Consider the following 17,266-nt stretch of genomic DNA (forward strand, 5'->3'; position numbering starts at 1 on the left):
GTGGATACTTGCAGCCAATGCGCGCCGCTGCCTGATGCTTCGATCCATGGCGAGCGAACGTGCCCGGTGTTGTGCGCCGGGGGCTATCATGCCGGCGATATCGAGCCATCTTGCCCATGAATCCTGCCTCCGACGACATCCTGCGCGAGGATCCGCCACCGCCGCCGCCGGTCGAGCCCGACCCCGGCGAGTGTTGCGGCAACGGTTGCGATCCGTGCATCTTCGATCTCTACGAAGAAGCACGGCAGCACTATCGCCAAGCGCTGGCGGCCTGGTGCGCGCGTCATCCCGGCGTGGATCCGGTCACGCGCTCCACGCCGGCATCGCGCTGATTCAACGCACGCCGTAGAGGGTTTTTACGTCCTGAAGCAAAGCTGCCTGACTGGCCGGACGCGCATAGAACATATGCCCGCCGGGATATTCCTTCACCTGCACGCGGGTGGGATCGCCCATCGCCGGCATCTGGTCGACGATCAGTACCGAGGCCATGAACGGACAGGACAGGTCGTCCCAGCCGTGCGCGATCAGCACGCGCAGGCTGGGATCGTTGGCCACGGCTTCGCGCAACTGGTCGACCGAGCCTTTGTTGGCGTCCTCGTCCTCATGCCAGAGATTATTCACGTCATAGCTCAGTGCGTTGTAGCGGCCGCCGTACTTCCAGCCGACCGTTTGCGTCACGAAGTTGACCATGGCCGAGGTGGTCGGCGCGACGATGCCGTTGAGGATCGGATCGCCGCCGACCTGGTGCGGTGCGTAGGGGAAGGGGTCCCAGGCGGTGACGTTGGAATCGTAGCGGCTGCCCAGTTTGCCTTCGGCGCGGTACACCTCGCGCAGGTAGGCCTGGGTCTCAAGCCGGCCGCCGGAACGTTTCACGAATACCGGGTCGAGGCCGGTAAGTTCGGTCACCTTGCGAATCATGGCATCGGTCGCGGCGGGATCGGTGCGGCCTTGCATCAGCGTGGTGGCGTAATCGCCGCGCGTGTAGGCGATGATCGGCGCCATCGCTTCGGGCGTCAGCTGATGTTCGCGTTCCAGCCGCGCGGCGGCGATGGACGGCAGCGTCAGCATCCACGGCAGCGGCGAGACATTTTCATCATCGGATGCGGCAGCATCCAGGTAGGGCGATAGCAATACCAGGCCATTCATCGCCACGCCGAGCTGGGTCTGCAGGTATTCGGTGACGCGCGGACCGCGGAAGCCGCCGTAGCTTTCGCCGACCAGATACTTGCGCGATGCCATGCGGCCGTTCTGCACCAGCCAGTCATAGACGATGCGCGAGAGATACTTGATGTCGTTATCGGTGCTGTAGAACAGCTTGGTGGCTTTGTCCGCCGGCACCAGCGCGCGGCTGTAGCCGGTACCGATCGGATCGATGAAAACCAGGTCGGTGAAGCCGATCCAGGTGCCCGGGTTGTCGTGCAGCACGGCCGGATCGGAAGGATTGTCGCCGTCCATCCCGAACGCCACGTGCTTGGGACCGATCGCGCCGAAGTTGAGATAGACCGACGACGCGCCGGGGCCGCCGTTGAGCGCGAAGGTCACCGGGCGGTCCTTGCCGGGCATGGTGTAGGCGGTGAACACCACTTGGCCCGTGAGGTCGCCCTTTTCATCGCGTACCGGCAGCGTGCCGACGGTAACGGTGTATCTCAGCGTATGCCCGTCGACTTCGACCGATTGGCTCACATGCGCGTCGGCAGGCAGTGGCGGCAGGTGGAAGCCATCGGCACCGACGTCATCCTGGTTGGGAGAAGGCTTGGCCTTGTCGCCGGCATGAACCGGGGTGGCGACGGCGATGATCAAGGCGGCGAGCAGGGCGGGCGACAGAATTTTGCGCACAACGGTTCCTTCGGACATACAGACCGCAAGCGTACCCAAGCCTGCACCGCCGGCACCGTGCCCAAAGGCATGGGTGGCGAACTGGGTCGCAACCCTTGCAGCGGGACGTTGATGCTATTGCTGCGCTGCATTAGATTCGAGGCCGTTAAAGAAGGGGAATCCAATGAAACGTTTGATGGTGATCGGCGCCGCGGCGCTGCTTGGTGCGTGCGGCGGCCAGGATGTGCGCATGCCCGCAGCGGTCGGCAATCTGGTGAAGCCGGGCACGGCGCCATGGCTGAGCGTGACCGGCGGCGCGAACAAACTCGACGTGCGCGGCCTGGATCACAAGCTGATCCTCGAGCCATCGCCGGATACTTCGGTGGCCTTGCAGTCGCAGTTGGGCGCACGGTTGCAGTCCAGTTATTTCCAGGACCTGGTCGTGACTTGTTCCGCGCTGACCGCGGTGATGCGGGTGGATCAGGACAAGGCGCCGGGCCATGTCTCGATGGACCTGGCGCTCCATTGCTCGGTGTGGGCGCGCGGGTTTGACGCCAACCACGATTACAAGGCGCAGGTTTCCACCGCTGCCGCCGCAGCGGACGACCAGGCCTATGCGCAGGCGGTGCCGGCGTTGCTGTCCGAGGGCGCCGATGCCATCGCCGAACAGTTGCGCGCGGATCTGCGCACGATCGGGCACGCCCAGCGCTGAGCGTTTCGCCACGGGCCGGCGCCGCCATCGCGGCGTTGTCCTGGCTGTGCCGTCATGACCATGCGATGGCGATCTCGCGCCGTGGGCAAAGACCGCAAAAGTCCTACGCCGGGTGTGGCGCGCCAGCCAACATCGTCCCCACGATCCACGCTATCTTGTCAGCTGGACAGTTTGGGGAGAACCGCCCGTGAACGCAGTACCTGGACCCGGCGCGCCACGCGCCGAACTCACCTTCCGCGGCCTGGTCATAGGCATCGTGATCACGCTTGTGTTCACGGCGGCCAACGTGTTCTTCGGCCTGAAGGCCGGCCTGACGTTCGCCACCTCGATTCCGGCGGCGGTGATCTCGATGGCCATCCTGCGCGCGATGAAGAATGCGACGATCCAGGAAAACAATATCGTGCAGACGGTCGCCTCGGCGGCCGGCACGCTCTCGTCGATCATCTTCGTGCTGCCGGGCCTGATCATCGTCGGCTGGTGGACCGGGTTTCCGTTCTGGATGTCGTTCGGCATCTGCGCGGCGGGCGGCATCCTTGGCGTGATGTACACCATTCCGCTGCGCCGCGCGCTGGTCACCGATTCGGACCTGCCGTATCCCGAAGGCGTGGCGTGCGCGGAAGTATTGAAGGTAGGCTCGGGCGAGGTGGTAGAGGCGTCCGATTCAGCGGCGGTCGAAGGCGGCAGCAGCGGACTGATGGCGGTAGTGGTCGGCTCGATCGTGTCGGCGGTGTTCTACGTCATCGTGGAAACCAAGCTCTTCGCCAGCGACGTGGCGCAATATTTCCGCATCGGCGATCGCGGCGCAGCCAGCGGCTACGACTTCTCGCTTTCCTTCGCGCTGTTCGCGGTGGGGCACCTGGTGGGCTTGTGGGTAGGCATCGCCATGCTGCTCGGCGCGGCGATCGGCTGGGGCTGGGCGGTGCCGCATTTCACCATGCTGCATCCGGCGGCGGGGGATGCCGCCGACGTGGCACAGGCGGCGTGGAGCCATTACGTGCGTTTCGTCGGCGCCGGCACGATCGGCGTGGCGGCGATCTGGACGCTGGCCAAGCTGGTCAAGCCGGTGGTGAGCGGCCTCAATTCCGCGATGGCCGCTTCGCGCGTGCGCAAGGCCGGCAAGGGCGACACGCTGCCGCGCACCGAACAGGACATGCCGATCGGCCTTGTCGGCCTGATCGTGCTGCTATGCATGCTGCCGATCGCCTGGCTGCTGGGTCACTTCAGCGTCATCAGCGGTCTCGCTTCGCATGCGGCGCTGCTGGTGATCGGCGGTGTGCTGTTCGTGCTGATCCTCAGCTTCCTGGTGTCGACGGTTTGCGGCTACATGGCGGGCCTGATCGGCTCGTCCAACAGTCCGCTATCGGGCATCGGCATCCTGGTGGTGATCATTGCCGCGCTGCTGTTGGTGGCTGGCGTGAAATCCAGCCTGCCGGCCGATTCGGGCAAGGCGCTGGTGGCCTTCGCGTTGTTCATCACCTCGGTGGTGTTCGCGGTGGCCGCGATCGCCAACAACAACCTGCAGGACCTGAAAACCGGCCAGCTGGTCGATGCCACGCCGTGGCGGCAGCAGGTGGCGCTGGTGATCGGCGTGATCGCCGGCGCGATCGTGATTCCGCCGGTGCTGGACCTGCTCAACAAAGCGTATGGGTTCCTCGGCGCGCCCGGCGTCGATCCCGCGCATGCGTTGCCTGCGCCGCAGGCGGGGCTGATTTCGGCGCTGGCGCAGGGTGTGATCCAGAACAATATCGACTGGAGCCTGATCAGCACCGGCGCCCTCATCGGCGTCGGGCTGATCATCCTGGATGCGCTGCTCGGCCGCTTGACCAAGTCCGTGCGCCTGCCGCCGCTGGCGGTCGGCCTGGGTATCTACCTGCCCACTTCCACCACGCTGATGATCGTGGTCGGCGCCATCGTCGGCTGGTATTTCGACAAGCGCGCGGAGCGCACGCCGAAGGCTGAAGCCACCAAGCAGCTGGGCGTGCTGCTCGCCTCCGGCTTGATTGTCGGCGAGAGCATCATCGGCGTGGTGGTGGCCGCGATCGTGGTGTTCTCCGGCAAGCCGGCGCCGCTGGCGCTGGTGGGCGACAGCTTCCAGAACGCCTCGATCTGGATTGGCGGGCTTGCATTCGCGTTGGTGACCTTTGCGATGTACCGCTGGATCAGCCGGCTCGGACAGCGCAGCTGATTGGCACGCCGCGGCGATAGCTGACGCATGTTTCGTGCGCGGCCCCTCTCCACGCGGAGAGGAGCCGCGGCCGATGCGTACAATAGGCACTGCCCAATTCCCGGATCAATCTGCCTTGACGACGGTCGGTGTCCACGCATCCACCCCCGACGCGGTGCTGGATGCATTATTCCTGCCTTTTACAGCAGGCCTGCTGGACTTGCCCGCGGACGGCAACGTGCTGTTTCTGCGGGCGCGCGACGGTTATCGCTTGCGCGAAATCGCGCGACCGGGCTGGTTGTGCGAGCAGAGCCTGCGGCCGTTTGCCGACGCGCTGGCGCGCAGCGGCTTCCATGTCGGCGAGGCGACAGCCGCGGCGCGCTTCAAGCTGGTGCTGGTACTGCCGCCGCGTCAGCGCGATGAAGCACGCGCCCTGTTTGCCCGCGCGGCGCGACATGCGGAAGAGGACGGCATCGTGCTGGCATGTGTGCCGAATGCGGAAGGCGCCAAATCCGCCGAGGCGGACCTGGCGGCGCTGCTGGGTACGGTGAGCCATCTTTCCAAACACAAATGCCGCGTGTTCTGGGCCGCGTCGCGGGCATCCACGTGCAACCCGTCGCTGCTCGAGACATGGTTGGCGCTCGACCATCCGCAGCCTAACGCGGCTGGCTACCTGAGCCGTCCCGGCTTGTTCGCCTGGGACCGGGTGGATGCGGCCTCCGCGTTGCTCGCCGCGCATATACCCGATGATTTGCATGGCCGTGTCGCCGATTTCGGTGCGGGCTACGGTTATCTGGCGACGCAGCTCATCGCGCGCTGTCCGCACGTTACCGCGCTCGACCTATACGAAGCCGAGTCGCGTGCGATCGAGCCGGCACGGCTCAACCTGGAACGCACGCTGCGCGAAAGCGGCCGCGAGTTGGCCTGCGAACTGCATTGGCATGACGTTACCGTGGGCGTGGAACGGCGTTATGACGCGATCGTCAGCAATCCGCCATTCCACCAGGGCAGGGCGGACCTGCCCGATCTCGGTCGCGCTTTCATCGCGCAGGCGGCGAAGGCGCTGGTTCCACCGGGCCGTCTATGGCTGGTGGCAAATCGTCACTTGCCTTACGAGGCGACGCTTGCCGCGTATTTCGAGCAGACGCGCAACGTGGTGGTGCAGGAGGGTTTCAAGGTGATCGAGGCCAGGGGCGTGCGCGGATGAGGCTGGTCAGGCTGATTGCGAATCTCGGCTACGGCAGCCGCAAGGATGTCGCGTGGATGTTCCGCGAGGGGCGTATTACCGACGCCGACGGCGAGGTGCTGTATGCCGACGACAAGGTCGAACATGCCGCTATCCGCATCGACGGCGAACCGCTTGATCCACCCGCCGGGTTGGTGCTGATGATGCATAAGCCGCTGGGCGTGACGTGCTCGCGCAAGGATCCCGGTCGCGTCGTGTACGACCTGTTGCCGCCGCGTTACCGCGCGCGCACCCCCGCACTGTCCACGGTCGGACGGTTGGATCGCGATACGTCAGGCCTGCTTTTGTTTACCGATGACGGCGCGTTGCTGCATCGGATCATTTCGCCGCGCGCAAATATCGCCAAAGTCTATGAAGCCACGCTCGCGCAGGACCTTCGGGGCGACGAGCAGCCATTGTTCGCCAGCGGAAGCTTGATGCTCGACTCGGAGAGCACGCCGCTGCTGCCGGCGCTGCTGGATGTACTGGCGCCGCGTCATGCACGGCTTCACATCCACGAAGGCCGTTATCACCAGGTGCGCCGCATGTTCGCCGCCACCGGCAACCACGTCGAGAGCTTGCAGCGCACGGCGATCGGCGGTCTGCAATTGCGTGGCCTGCAGGCCGGTGCGTGGCGTCAACTCGGTGCGGATGACGTGGCGCAGATCTTCGAGCCGGCGAACCCGTAACGGGTTGCCGGCGCTACATCATGGTTTTGTTATGGCTCTGCCTGGGTTTGCCGAATACGTGCCAGTTCGTCTTCGCGACGGGAATGGACATTGGAGGCCCAGGAGACCAGCTTGAACTCCGAGGCAATGGTTTCTGGCCTGGCGTCCTGCATGGCTAAGACTGAAAGCATCCCTGCTACCAGCTGCATTCCGCGCACCATGGCGGAACGAGCGAGAAGCATGTGCATGTTGTTTACTCCACCGGCTACCCCTGCGTAGCCGCGAGCAGACTTTAGCAAGCTTTCCCGGCGAATGTATAGCTGGCGTGAATGTTTATCTTTATTGTGACGACCATCTTGCGTTAGCCGCCATCTACCCGATATCCGCTCCATGCCCTTGACTTCGCTGCGATTCGACAATGCTTTCATCCGCGACTTGCCGGGCGATCCGGACCACGGCCAAGGCACGCGGCAAGTACGGGGTGCGCTGTATTCGCGCGTCGATCCCAGCCCGGTGGCGGCGCCGCGCACGGTGGCATGGTCGCGGGAGATGGCGCAAGCCCTTGGCCTGACCGATACGGATCTCGCCAGTCCGCTTTTTGCCCAGATGTTTGGCGGCAACAAGATTGCCGAGGGTATGGAGCCATGGGCGTCCAATTATGGTGGACACCAGTTCGGCACATGGGCTGGCCAGCTGGGTGACGGGCGCGCCATCTCGCTGGGCGAAGTGCTGACCGCACAAGGGGAACGGTTGGAATTGCAATTGAAGGGAGCGGGCATGACTCCCTACTCGCGCGGGGCGGATGGGCGAGCGGTATTGCGTTCTTCGGTCCGCGAATTTCTGTGCAGCGAAGCCATGCATCATCTGGGTGTGCCGACCACGCGCGCGTTAAGCCTGGTAGCGACCGGTGAAACGGTCGAGCGCGACATGTTCTACGACGGCCATCCACAGGATGAACCGGGCGCGGTCGTCTGCCGCGTGGCGCCTTCGTTCCTGCGCTTCGGGCATTTCGAACTGCCGGCATCGCGTGGCGACGTCGAGTTGCTGCGTCGCCTCGCCGATTTCACCATCCGTCGTGATTTCCCGCATCTGCATGGCAGCGATGAAACGCGCTATGGCGACTGGTTCGGCGAGGTCTGCGTGCGAACGGCGCGCATGATCGCGCACTGGATGCGCGTGGGTTTCGTGCACGGCGTGATGAACACCGACAACATGTCGATCCTGGGTCTTACCATCGACTATGGTCCCTACGGATGGATCGATGATTTCGATCTGGATTGGACGCCCAATACCACCGACGCCATGCGTCGCCGTTACCGTTTCGGGCAACAGCCGAACGTGGCGTGGTGGAACCTCAGCCGCCTGGCCGCAGCGCTTTCGCCGTTGTTCGGCGATATCGCCCCGCTGCAGGCTGGCCTGGACCGTTACACAGCGCAATATGCCCGGCAGGATCGCCATGACACAGCGGCCAAGCTTGGTTTTTCCGAATGCCGCGATGACGATCGCGCGCGCATGGAAACCTTGCATGGGTTGCTACAACAGGCGGAAGTGGACATGACCTTGTTCTTCCGCGCATTGAGCGACATCGATCCGCACGCGCCGCAACTGGCAACGCTGCGACATGCGTTCTACGACGCCGCCAAGCTCGACACCGCCCAGGCCGATTTCCTGCGCTGGCTTGACGACTATGCGGCTCGCCTGCGCGAGGACCCGCTCTCACCGGCGCAGCGTCGGCAGCGCATGCACGCTGCCAATCCGCTATACGTGCTGCGCAATTATCTTGCGCAGGAGGCGATCGACCAGGCGGCGCAGGGCGATGGCGAAGGCATCAACAGCTTGCTCGACGTGCTGCGGCATCCGTATGACGAACAGCCCGGACGCGAGCGCTTTGCACGCAAGCGGCCCGAGTGGGCGAAGACCCGGGCGGGCTGTTCGATGCTTTCTTGCAGCTCTTAAAGAGCCGGTCCGTGGCGGGATGGCAAGGCACTCCTTCGAACCTTGCCATCCCGCTCCCACCAGCCGTCAACCGCCGTTATTCCCGTTATTGCCCTGCTTCGGCTCAGGCCGCGGCGCGGGACGGGCGCGTTCTGCGGGCCGGTTGCCTTGACCCGGCTGAGGACGGTTACCGCCGCCAGGGGGCGGTGGACGATTACCAGCCGGCGGCTGCGGGCGATTGCCAGTCCCTGGCGGCTGCGGGCGATTGCCAGCTGGCGGCTGTGGACGGTTCCCGCCCGGTGGCGGGCGATGGCCATTCCCTGGCGGCTGGGGACGATTTCCGCCCGGCGGCCTGGGACGGTTGCCGCCTGGTGGTTGTGGCCGGTTGCCGCCCGGTGGCGGGCGATGGCCACCGCCCGGCGGCTGCGGACGATGGCCTCCTGGTGGACGGATCGGATGCGGCGGCCGTGCCGGCGGGCGGATCGGAATGGGCCGTCCATACCAGCGCGCGCGATCGCGATAGAACGGGCGATTGGTGTAATAGCGTCCCCAATACGAAGCGATCGCGAACGAGACAATCGGAATGCCTATCTGCGCGCCGTAATCGGCCACGTACACCGGTTGGTTGTTGTACTCGTACTCGATATAGGTGCCAGCCACCCAGCCCCGGTTGGGGCCGGTGATGACATCGCACCATTCCCATCCAGCCGTGCAACCTTGCACGGAAACGGGCGTGCCCGATGGCAGGACCAGCAGCGCTGGATATTCGGTATCCGGGCCGGCGCGCATATTCACGTCGGCGACCAAGTAACCATCCGCGGCGAACGCCGCGGCGGGCACGATCATCATCAGGGCGGCCACCAGGGACCACGGCATGCATTTCATCGGGCAATCCTCCAGCTTGGGCGATGGGGACTTACGACGTCAGGAACCAATGCCGGGCCATCATGGAACAATCCGGCGGAAAAAACATGCCGCCGTCCGCGCAGCTCAATGCACTTCCAGCAGCTCGATGTCGAATACCAGCGCACTGTTCGGCGGAATGTCGTCGCCGGCGCCACGCCGGCCGTAACCCAGGCTGGAGGGCATGATGACGGTGCGTTTGCCGCCCACCCGCATGCCTCTCACGCCGCTCTCCATGCCGGGGATCACTTCGTCCGCACCGAGGGTGAAGGCCAGTGGGCGGCCGCTGTCGTAGGAGCTGTCGAACTTCGCGCCGTGATGATCGGGCGCCTTGGCGTCGTACAGCCAACCGGTGTAGTTGATGCGCACCTCCGAATCGTCCCGTGCCTCGCTGCCGGTCCCCACTTTCTGATCCGTCACCACCAGCTTGGGCACGTCGTCGGCATGGGCGGGCGGCGGTGCGAACACGCCTAGTGCAAGCATGGCGGTAGCGAGGAAGGCAAGCGGACGATGCATGGAAAACTCCGGAATTGAGGATGCGCGCGCCCATTCTACGTACGTGGCGGCAGTTTGCTCGTGCAATGCAATGTGGTATCACTAGCACCATGACCACTGTCTCCCGCCGCTATTGCTTCTGGTTTTATGGCTATCCGAAGCCGGCGGCGGAGCATGGTGCGCGATCGTAACTAGCAAGATCACCCACTTTCCTCGAAAAGCCGCCAGCCTCCCTGGCGGCTTTTTTTATGGCCGCCGGGAACCAGACCAGGAGTTTATTTTCATGACCCGTTCGACCGATGACCTGCGCATACGCGAGATCAAGGAACTCGCCACGCCCGCCGAGGTGATGCTCGACAGCCAGCCCAGCCCACCCGCCCTTGCCACTGTCGCCGACGCCCGCCAGGCGCTGCATCGCATCCTGCACGGCAAGGATGATCGCCTGGCCGTGGTGATCGGCCCCTGCTCGATCCACGATCCGGTTGCCGCGATGGAATACGCCCGTCGCCTTGCCGCGGAGCGTGCGCGCCATGCCGATGCGCTGGAAATCGTGATGCGCGTGTATTTCGAAAAGCCGCGCACCACCGTGGGCTGGAAAGGCCTGATCAACGATCCCGACCTCGACGGGAGCTATCACATCGACAAGGGCCTGCGCCTGGCCCGCCGCCTGCTGTGCGACATCAACGCGCTCGGCTTGCCGGCCGGCTGCGAATTCCTCGACTTGATCACGCCGCAATACATCGCCGACCTGGTGGCGTGGGGCGCGATCGGGGCACGCACCACTGAAAGCCAGTCACATCGCGAACTGGCTTCCGGCCTTTCCTGTCCGGTGGGTTTCAAGAACGGCACGGATGGCAACATCAAGATCGCAGTGGACGCGGTATTGGCCGCCGCCCGGCCGCATCATTTCATGGCGGTGACCAAGGGTGGCCGCAATGCGATCGCGGCCACGTGCGGCAACGAGGATTGCCATGTGATCCTGCGCGGCGGCAAGCAGCCCAACTATGACGCCGCCAGTGTGGCGAGTGCTTGCGGTGTACTGGCCCAGGCGGGCGTGGCCGAGCGCCTGATGATCGATGCCAGCCACGCCAACAGCGGCAAGCAGCCTGAGCGCCAGCCGCACGTGGTGGCTGATATCGCCGCGCAACTGGAAGCGGGCGAAACACGCATCCAGGGCGTGATGGTGGAAAGCCACCTGGTCGCGGGACGGCAGGAGCTCGTGCCGGATCGCCAGCTGATCTATGGCCAAAGCATCACCGACGGCTGCATCGGCTGGGATACCACGGTGCAAGTGCTGGAACGTTTGGCCAAGGCAGTGCGCGTGCGCCGGGAACGAAGGGTGCAGGCGACACCGGCATAGCGCGCGCCTGGGAGTCCATGGTCTTATGCTTGCCTCGTCAGCGGGCACTCTTCAACAACTGGGCAGAAAGCATCATGGCTCTGGACATCCGGCATCTAGCCACGGCACACCGCTTCGAAACGAACGTGGACGGTTTTACCTGCGAACTCGATTACCGCCTGCAAGACCACGTGATGACCATTACGCACACCGGCGTGCCCGGCGAAGTAGGTGGTCGCGGCATTGCCAGCGAACTGGTGCGCGCAGCCTTCGAGACGGCGCGCAAGGAAGGCTGGAAAGTGGTGCCGGCCTGCAGCTATGCACGCATCTGGCTGGAACGTCACCCGGACTATGCCGGGCTGCGCGCATGAGCTTCATCGTCGGTCCAGAATACGGGAGCGGCCATGAGCCCGCATACCAACGGTAAGCCGGCGACCACCGCCGGCCGGCGGCGATGGGCGCCGGTGCGTTTCGTGCGTGCGCGACCGTGGCTGGTGACTGCCAGCATCGTATTCGTGGCAGCGTGCGTATTGTTGACGATCGCCGGCGTCAAACCGGCTTCGGCGCTGCTGCTCAGCTTCGACCTGGGCGCCTTGCTTTACCTGGGCACGCTGGCGCGCATGTTCGTGCGTGCCGGTGCCGAGCACATGGCGCGGCGTGCACGGATGCAAGACACCGGACGGCGCGCAACGCTGTGGGTGGCGGTAGCGCTTTCCAGCGTGGTGCTGGTGGCCTTGTCGACCGAATTGCATGCCGCCAGGCACGGCGGCGCTACTGCATTGAGCATAGCCGCGCTCAGTATCGTGCTGTCATGGCTATTCATGAACACGATGTATGCCTTGCACTATGCGCATGGCTATTACGGCGATTTTGGACAACAGCACGAAGGCCTGGAATTTCCGGGCACGCGGCAGCCGGATTACTGGGACTTCGTGTATTTCGCCTTCGTGATCGGCATGTGTTTTCAGGTATCGGACGTGCAGATCACCAGCCAGACCCTGCGCCGCACCGCGCTGCTGCATAGCGTGGTGGCGTTCTTTTTCAATGTGTTCATCATCGCCATCAGCGTCAATATTGCCGCAGGATTGGCGTAGGCGCGAAAAGGTTTGCGTTGGGCGAAGTGGCAGCCAGTCAGTCGCGGAAGTTGTCGAATTGCAGTGGCAATTCCACCTCGGCCTTGCGCAATGCCGCGATCGCCAGCTGCAGGTCGTCGCGCTTCTTGCCGGTCACGCGCAGCTTGTCGCCGTTGATCTGCGCTTCCACTTTCAGCTTGGCCGCCTTCAAGGTAGCGATCAGCTTCTTGGCGACCGGCTGCTCGATGCCCTGTTTCACCGTGATCTTCTGCCGTGCACCGGCCAGGTTGACTTCCGGATCGGCGATATCGAGCGCGCGGGTGTCGATCTGTCGCGCCGCCAGGCGGCCGCGCAGGATATCCATCATTTGTTGCAACTGGAATTCGCTGGGGGCGCTTTGCGTGATCACGAATTTGTCCAGCTCGAACTTTGCATCGGTGCCCTTGAAGTCGAAACGATTGGCGAGTTCACGGTTGGCCTGGTCGACCGCGTTGGTAAGCTCGTGCTTGTCGACTTCGGAAATCACGTCAAAGGAAGGCATGGTGGCGGTCCGTAGCGGGAAGATCGCAAGTTTAAGCCATGCGAGTGTTGGATAATGCACCGATGTGCAGCTACGACCCTGCGGCGGTGATGGCGTGAAAGTGGATGTCCTGGTGATTGGCGCGGGGGCTGCGGGATTGATGTGCGCCATCACGGCCGGCCGGCGCGGACGGCAGGTGCTGGTACTCGACCATGCCAACAAGCCCGGCAAGAAAATCCTGATGTCCGGCGGCGGGCGCTGCAATTTCACCAATCTGGGCGTGACGCCCGCGCAATACCTGTCGGCCAATCCGCATTTCGCCAAGTCCGCGCTGGCGCGATATACGCCGGCCGATTTCATCGCGCTGGTGGAAAGGCACCGCATCGCCTATCACGAAAAAGAACAGGGCCAATTGTTCTGCGACGAATCGTCCAAGCTGATCGTGCGCATGCTATTGGACGAATGCGCGGCGGCGAAGGTGCGTGTCGAAACCGGTTGCGGCATCCGGCAGGTACGCAAGAGCGGCGAGAGCTTTGCCGTCTCGACGGTGAAGGGCGAGATCCATGCCGATTCGGTGGTGGTCGCCAGTGGCGGCTTGTCGATTCCCAGCATGGGGGCCACGGGCTTTGGCTACGAGCTGGCGCGCCAGTTCGGGCACAACGTGCTTGCCACGCGCGCCGGCTTGGTGCCGCTGACCCTGAGCGGCAAGCACCAGGAGCATTACCAGGACCTCGCCGGCGTTGCGTTGCCGGTTGCCGCAGCGAAGGTAGGCAAGCAGGCTTTTCGCGCGGGCCTGTTGTTTACTCATCGCGGCATCAGCGGCCCGTCGGTCTTGCAGATTTCCTCCTACTGGCAACCCGGCGACGATCTGCGTATCGATCTTTCGCCCGAGCAGGACCTGGGCCAGTGGCTGCTCGTCCAGCGCGCCGCGCGGCCGGCGGCCGAGTTGCGCAATGTCCTGGGCGATCTTCTGCCCAAACGCCTCGCGCAGCGCTTGTGCGAGCGCTGGCTATCCAGCAAGCCGATGCGCCAGTACCGCGATGCCGAGCTGCGCGACATGGCGGCGCGATTGCACGATTGGCCGATCGTGGCCAGCGGCACCGAAGGCTATCGCACGGCCGAGGTCACGCTGGGCGGCGTGGACACGGATGGGCTCTCGTCCGCCACCATGCAATCGAAGCAGGTGCCAGGGTTGTATTTCATCGGCGAAGTCGTGGATGTAACCGGCTGGCTGGGCGGCTATAACTTCCAGTGGGCGTGGGCGTCCGGGCATGCGGCAGGCGAGGCCGCTTGATGCGTTCGCCTGCGGTGAACATCCACCATGGTGAACTGGCCACCACATGCAACGGTACAACGGGAGACCATCATGAAAGTCGGCTTTATCGGACTGGGTGCGATGGGCAGTGCCATGGCGAGCAATCTGGTCGCGGCCGGGCACAGTGTCACCGTGTGGAACAGATCCGAAGCGGCGACCGAAAAGCTCGCCTCGCTGGGCGCCAAGGTGGCGCGCACGCCGGATCGCGCGGTGCAGGGCGATGTGCTGCATAGCATGCTGGCGAACGACCAGGCCGTGCGCGAGGTGTTCATCGACGGCGGCCTGCTCGACGCGATGGATCCCGGCACGGTGCACGTCAACCATGCCACCATCTCCGTGGCGCTCGCCCGGCAACTGGCCGAGGAGCACGCCAGGCGCAACCTTGGCTATGTGTCGGCGCCGGTATTCGGCCGGCCCGATGTCGCCGCCGCGGGGAAACTCAACATCCTGGTCGCCGGCGTCGCCAATGCGATCGAGAAGGCCAGGCCTTTGCTGGAGGCGATGGCCGCGAAGCTCTGGCCCATGGGCGAGCTGCCCGAGCGCGCCAACGTGGTGAAGCTGGCGGGTAATTTCATGATCGTCACGGCGATCGAAAGCATGGCCGAAGCGTCGGTGCTGGCACGCGCCTATGGGGTCGGTACGGCCGATTTCATTGAGCTGATGACCAGCACCCTGTTTGCTTCGCCGGTCTATCAGGGCTATGGAAAATCGATCGCGGATCATCGCTTCACCCCGCCGGGATTTGCCTTGCCGCTTGGCCTGAAGGACGTGATGCTTGCGCAAGAAGCCGGACACGCCGAGCGCGTGCCGCTGCCGCTGGCGGGCGTGCTGCGCGATAGCTTGCTCGAAGCATTGGCCGATGGCGCCGAAGGCATGGATCTTTCCGCCCTCGCCAGGGTGTCCGTGCGACGTGCCAACCTGGATCGGCGCGGCAGCGATTAGCGGTCAGCGCGGAAGCTGCGCCAGCCAGCGATCGAGCTGATTGGCAAAGGCCTGCTTGTCGCGCGGATGCAGGGCGGCCGGACCGCCGGTATCCACGCCGGTGCCGCGCAGTTCTTCCATGAAGTTGCGCATGCTCAGGCGCTGTCGGATGGTATCGGGCGTATAGAGTTCGCCGCGCGGATGGACCGCCAGCGCACCCTTTTCGATCACGGCGGCGGCCAGCGGAATGTCTTGCGTCACCACCAGATCGCCGGGCATGACCTGGCGTGCGATTTCATTGTCCGCCACATCAAAGCCGCCGGGCACCTGGATGCCGCGGATGTAGGACGAAGGTGGCGTGCGCAGCGCATGATTCGCCACCAGGGTCACGTGCACCTGCGTGCGTTGAGCGGCGCGAAAGAGTATTTCCTTGATCGCCACCGGACAGGCATCGGCATCCACCCAGATGCGCGCTGGCTCGCTCATGGCAATTGCCGGCCGGCGCGGCAACGTGGGTACCAGGGGCAGGGCCGGCTCATTCGCCGTTCCAGCGCAAGGTGCCGTCGATCACTGTGTTGGTGTATCCGCCGATCCAGATCGTGCCGTCGACGATATGCGCGATCAGCAAGGCATCATGGCCCATCTCGCGCCCCTGGCTTACCGCGTAGCCTGATGCCAGCGGCCCATGCGGTTCGGCCTGGGTCAGGTAGGCCGCGATCAGGCCGTTGGCGGCGCCCGAGGCAGGATCTTCGACGATGCCAACACCCGATGGGAAAGCGCGCACCACCAGGTGGTAGTCCGGATGGGTGCTGCGGGCGAACGCACACAGGCCCATGCTGCCGCTGGCGACGGCCAGCGCGCCGATGGCGCTGTGGTCTGGACGCCACGCCCGCAGACTGGCCTCGTCCACGCACTCGGCCAGCCACCAGCGCCGGCCGCCATCCACTAGCGCGGGCGGCAACTTGCCCAAGTCAATGCCATCGAGCGTGGCCGCGAGCAAAGGATGGGCATGCAATCCGGTCTTCACTACGCGCGCTTCGGGTGATTGCAGCAAGAGCCGGCGCTGGGCATTGCTTTCTTCCACGCGGATCGGCAATACGCCAGCGCCGCATTCCTGCCAGAGCAGGCCGTCCTTTGGCGTAGCCAGCCCGCATTCGAGGACGGCGTGCGCGCTGCCGATGCTGGGATGGCCGGCAAAGGCGATTTCCTTTTGCGGCGTAAAGATGCGCACGCGATAACTGGCTTTCGAATCGCCCGGCGGCAACAAAAAGGTGGTTTCGACCAGATTGGTCCAGCGCGCAAAGCGCTGCATGTGCGCATCGCTCCAACCGGCGGCGTCGGTGACGACACCCAGGTGGTTGCCGCCGCCGGGACTCGCGGCGAAGACGTCCAGGTGCATATAGCGGATTGGGTTCATACGGCTCGGCGGCGATGCGGACGTGGCTTGATCGCGCATTCTAGCCGTCGACAACTTGGCTCGTGAACGTCAAGATGGAGAAATTCCAAACAATTGTCGGATTCGTCATATGCCGATTACGCTGCTCATCATCCTCGCCGCCACCTGCATCGTCTCCTTCATGGCGTTCAATAATCGGCGCCTGATCGACGACCTGATCCTGTGGCCGCCCGCGATCGAGCGTAAGCGCGAATATTACCGGCTGGTCACCTATGGATTGATCCACGCCGATCCGATGCACCTGTTGTTCAACATGATGACGCTGTTCTTTTTCGGTCGCGTGATGGAGCCGTTCTACAACCAGACGCTGGGTGCGTTCGGCTTTGGCCTGTTCTACCTCGGCGGGCTGATCGTTTCGATTCTGCCCACGTACCTGAAGAACCGCCGCAACAACAATTACCACAGCCTGGGGGCGTCCGGCGCGGTGTCGGGGGTATTGTTCGGCTACGTCATGCTTGCGCCGTGGACGCGGATCCTGGTGTGGTTCGTGCCGGTGCCGGCGATCATTTACGCGGTGCTCTACGTGGGTTATTCGATCTACATGGACCAGCGCGGGCAGGGCAATATCAACCATAGCGCCCACTTGTGGGGCGCCGGTTACGGGGTGCTGTTCACCGTGTTGATTAATCCTGCTGTGCTGCCGCATTTCCTGGCTGCGTTATCGCAGCCGGGCATATGAGTTGAACTTGCTCATTGCGCGTACATCCAGAAATGCTCTAATTAAA

Annotated in this window: 19 protein-coding genes; 12 read left to right on the top strand and 7 right to left on the bottom strand. The window is 64.1% G+C overall.

Annotated features, from left to right (window positions below; translation table 11 throughout):
- The first annotated feature begins 116 nt into the window (after positions 1 to 116).
- Positions 117 to 332 carry an oxidoreductase-like domain-containing protein gene (locus ISP15_RS10780; RefSeq protein ID WP_404547321.1) on the top strand — a complete coding sequence of 72 codons (216 nt, stop codon included), beginning with the start codon at positions 117 to 119 and terminating at the stop codon, positions 330 to 332.
- A 1-nt stretch (position 333) separates the two neighbouring features.
- On the opposite strand, the gene ISP15_RS10785 is transcribed toward ISP15_RS10780, so the two are convergent.
- The gene (locus tag ISP15_RS10785) at positions 334 to 1,836 is read right to left on the bottom strand and encodes a S10 family peptidase (protein ID WP_404547322.1); all 1,503 of its coding nucleotides are present in this window, start codon (positions 1,834 to 1,836) and stop codon (positions 334 to 336) included.
- 163 nt (positions 1,837 to 1,999) lie between these two features.
- Here ISP15_RS10785 and ISP15_RS10790 point away from each other — a divergent pair, with 163 nt between their 5' ends.
- From ISP15_RS10790 to ISP15_RS10805, 4 genes are all read left to right on the top strand, one after another.
- Positions 2,000 to 2,527, top strand: a complete 528-nt coding sequence (locus ISP15_RS10790) for a hypothetical protein (RefSeq protein ID WP_404547323.1) — start codon at positions 2,000 to 2,002, stop codon at positions 2,525 to 2,527.
- 187 nt (positions 2,528 to 2,714) lie between these two features.
- Entirely contained in the window at positions 2,715 to 4,712 is a 1,998-nt protein-coding gene (locus ISP15_RS10795) for an OPT family oligopeptide transporter (protein ID WP_404547324.1), read from the top strand.
- A gap of 115 nt (positions 4,713 to 4,827) precedes the next feature.
- Complete coding sequence (locus ISP15_RS10800) at positions 4,828 to 5,898, top strand: class I SAM-dependent methyltransferase (protein ID WP_404547325.1); 1,071 nt, start codon at positions 4,828 to 4,830, stop codon at positions 5,896 to 5,898.
- On the top strand, positions 5,895 to 6,605 hold the full coding sequence (locus ISP15_RS10805; RefSeq protein ID WP_404547326.1) for a pseudouridine synthase: 711 nt from the start codon (positions 5,895 to 5,897) through the stop codon (positions 6,603 to 6,605). The genes ISP15_RS10800 and ISP15_RS10805 overlap by 4 nt, the downstream gene beginning before the upstream one ends.
- 29 nt (positions 6,606 to 6,634) lie before the next feature.
- Here ISP15_RS10805 and ISP15_RS10810 read toward each other — a convergent pair whose 3' ends face one another.
- Positions 6,635 to 6,832, bottom strand: a complete 198-nt coding sequence (locus ISP15_RS10810) for a hypothetical protein (RefSeq protein WP_404547327.1) — start codon at positions 6,830 to 6,832, stop codon at positions 6,635 to 6,637.
- 148 nt (positions 6,833 to 6,980) lie between these two features.
- Here ISP15_RS10810 and ISP15_RS10815 point away from each other — a divergent pair, with 148 nt between their 5' ends.
- Positions 6,981 to 8,540: a protein adenylyltransferase SelO gene (locus ISP15_RS10815; protein ID WP_449757819.1), complete on the top strand. Its 1,560-nt coding sequence runs from the start codon at positions 6,981 to 6,983 to the stop codon at positions 8,538 to 8,540.
- 66 nt (positions 8,541 to 8,606) lie between these two features.
- Here ISP15_RS10815 and ISP15_RS10820 read toward each other — a convergent pair whose 3' ends face one another.
- A complete protein-coding gene (locus tag ISP15_RS10820; protein WP_404547329.1) occupies positions 8,607 to 9,404 on the bottom strand; it encodes an SH3 domain-containing protein in 798 nt (265 codons plus the stop codon).
- Positions 9,405 to 9,509: 105 nt separating this feature from the next.
- Positions 9,510 to 9,938, bottom strand: a complete 429-nt coding sequence (locus ISP15_RS10825) for an FKBP-type peptidyl-prolyl cis-trans isomerase (protein ID WP_404547331.1) — start codon at positions 9,936 to 9,938, stop codon at positions 9,510 to 9,512.
- A 262-nt stretch (positions 9,939 to 10,200) separates the two neighbouring features.
- Here ISP15_RS10825 and ISP15_RS10830 point away from each other — a divergent pair, with 262 nt between their 5' ends.
- From ISP15_RS10830 to ISP15_RS10840, 3 genes are all read left to right on the top strand, one after another.
- Entirely contained in the window at positions 10,201 to 11,277 is a 1,077-nt protein-coding gene (locus ISP15_RS10830; RefSeq protein ID WP_404547332.1) for a 3-deoxy-7-phosphoheptulonate synthase, read from the top strand.
- A gap of 74 nt (positions 11,278 to 11,351) precedes the next feature.
- Complete coding sequence (locus tag ISP15_RS10835; RefSeq protein WP_404547333.1) at positions 11,352 to 11,627, top strand: GNAT family N-acetyltransferase; 276 nt, start codon at positions 11,352 to 11,354, stop codon at positions 11,625 to 11,627.
- Between the two features lie 33 nt (positions 11,628 to 11,660).
- Complete coding sequence (locus tag ISP15_RS10840; protein WP_404547334.1) at positions 11,661 to 12,350, top strand: DUF1345 domain-containing protein; 690 nt, start codon at positions 11,661 to 11,663, stop codon at positions 12,348 to 12,350.
- A gap of 37 nt (positions 12,351 to 12,387) precedes the next feature.
- On the opposite strand, the gene ISP15_RS10845 is transcribed toward ISP15_RS10840, so the two are convergent.
- Entirely contained in the window at positions 12,388 to 12,870 is a 483-nt protein-coding gene (locus ISP15_RS10845; RefSeq protein WP_404547335.1) for a YajQ family cyclic di-GMP-binding protein, read from the bottom strand.
- A gap of 94 nt (positions 12,871 to 12,964) precedes the next feature.
- Here ISP15_RS10845 and ISP15_RS10850 point away from each other — a divergent pair, with 94 nt between their 5' ends.
- Positions 12,965 to 14,143, top strand: coding sequence for a BaiN/RdsA family NAD(P)/FAD-dependent oxidoreductase (locus ISP15_RS10850; RefSeq protein WP_404547337.1), 1,179 nt, complete (start codon positions 12,965 to 12,967; stop codon positions 14,141 to 14,143).
- A gap of 27 nt (positions 14,144 to 14,170) precedes the next feature.
- Positions 14,171 to 15,106, top strand: a complete 936-nt coding sequence (locus ISP15_RS10855; RefSeq protein WP_404547338.1) for an NAD(P)-dependent oxidoreductase — start codon at positions 14,171 to 14,173, stop codon at positions 15,104 to 15,106.
- Positions 15,107 to 15,109: 3 nt separating this feature from the next.
- Here the strand turns inward: ISP15_RS10855 and ISP15_RS10860 are convergent, their stop codons facing one another.
- Both ISP15_RS10860 and ISP15_RS10865 read right to left on the bottom strand, forming a co-directional pair.
- Complete coding sequence (locus tag ISP15_RS10860; RefSeq protein ID WP_404547340.1) at positions 15,110 to 15,571, bottom strand: YaiI/YqxD family protein; 462 nt, start codon at positions 15,569 to 15,571, stop codon at positions 15,110 to 15,112.
- A gap of 49 nt (positions 15,572 to 15,620) precedes the next feature.
- Positions 15,621 to 16,502: a PhzF family phenazine biosynthesis protein gene (locus ISP15_RS10865; RefSeq protein WP_404547341.1), complete on the bottom strand. Its 882-nt coding sequence runs from the start codon at positions 16,500 to 16,502 to the stop codon at positions 15,621 to 15,623.
- A 109-nt stretch (positions 16,503 to 16,611) separates the two neighbouring features.
- Between ISP15_RS10865 and ISP15_RS10870 the strand changes: the two genes are divergently transcribed.
- Entirely contained in the window at positions 16,612 to 17,220 is a 609-nt protein-coding gene (locus ISP15_RS10870; RefSeq protein WP_404547342.1) for a rhomboid family intramembrane serine protease, read from the top strand.
- Positions 17,221 to 17,266: the final 46 nt, after the last annotated feature.

Source organism: Dyella jejuensis (assembly GCF_044904675.1).
GTDB classification, from domain to species: domain Bacteria; phylum Pseudomonadota; class Gammaproteobacteria; order Xanthomonadales; family Rhodanobacteraceae; genus Dyella_B; species Dyella_B jejuensis.

What these genes read in the sequence shown, in the direction of transcription:
- ISP15_RS10780 (WP_404547321.1), top strand. Translation starts at nt 117, where the DNA reads ATGAATCCTGCCTCCGACGACATCCTGCGCGAGGATCCGCCACCGCCG.
- ISP15_RS10790 (WP_404547323.1), top strand. Translation starts at nt 2,000, where the DNA reads ATGAAACGTTTGATGGTGATCGGCGCCGCGGCGCTGCTTGGTGCGTGC.
- ISP15_RS10805 (WP_404547326.1), top strand. Translation starts at nt 5,895, where the DNA reads ATGAGGCTGGTCAGGCTGATTGCGAATCTCGGCTACGGCAGCCGCAAG.
- ISP15_RS10810 (WP_404547327.1), bottom strand. Translation starts at nt 6,832, where the DNA reads ATGCACATGCTTCTCGCTCGTTCCGCCATGGTGCGCGGAATGCAGCTG.
- ISP15_RS10820 (WP_404547329.1), bottom strand. Translation starts at nt 9,404, where the DNA reads ATGAAATGCATGCCGTGGTCCCTGGTGGCCGCCCTGATGATGATCGTG.
- ISP15_RS10825 (WP_404547331.1), bottom strand. Translation starts at nt 9,938, where the DNA reads ATGCATCGTCCGCTTGCCTTCCTCGCTACCGCCATGCTTGCACTAGGC.
- ISP15_RS10830 (WP_404547332.1), top strand. Translation starts at nt 10,201, where the DNA reads ATGACCCGTTCGACCGATGACCTGCGCATACGCGAGATCAAGGAACTC.
- ISP15_RS10835 (WP_404547333.1), top strand. Translation starts at nt 11,352, where the DNA reads ATGGCTCTGGACATCCGGCATCTAGCCACGGCACACCGCTTCGAAACG.
- ISP15_RS10840 (WP_404547334.1), top strand. Translation starts at nt 11,661, where the DNA reads ATGAGCCCGCATACCAACGGTAAGCCGGCGACCACCGCCGGCCGGCGG.
- ISP15_RS10845 (WP_404547335.1), bottom strand. Translation starts at nt 12,870, where the DNA reads ATGCCTTCCTTTGACGTGATTTCCGAAGTCGACAAGCACGAGCTTACC.
- ISP15_RS10855 (WP_404547338.1), top strand. Translation starts at nt 14,171, where the DNA reads ATGGTGAACTGGCCACCACATGCAACGGTACAACGGGAGACCATCATG.
- ISP15_RS10860 (WP_404547340.1), bottom strand. Translation starts at nt 15,571, where the DNA reads ATGAGCGAGCCAGCGCGCATCTGGGTGGATGCCGATGCCTGTCCGGTG.
- ISP15_RS10865 (WP_404547341.1), bottom strand. Translation starts at nt 16,502, where the DNA reads ATGAACCCAATCCGCTATATGCACCTGGACGTCTTCGCCGCGAGTCCC.
- ISP15_RS10870 (WP_404547342.1), top strand. Translation starts at nt 16,612, where the DNA reads ATGCCGATTACGCTGCTCATCATCCTCGCCGCCACCTGCATCGTCTCC.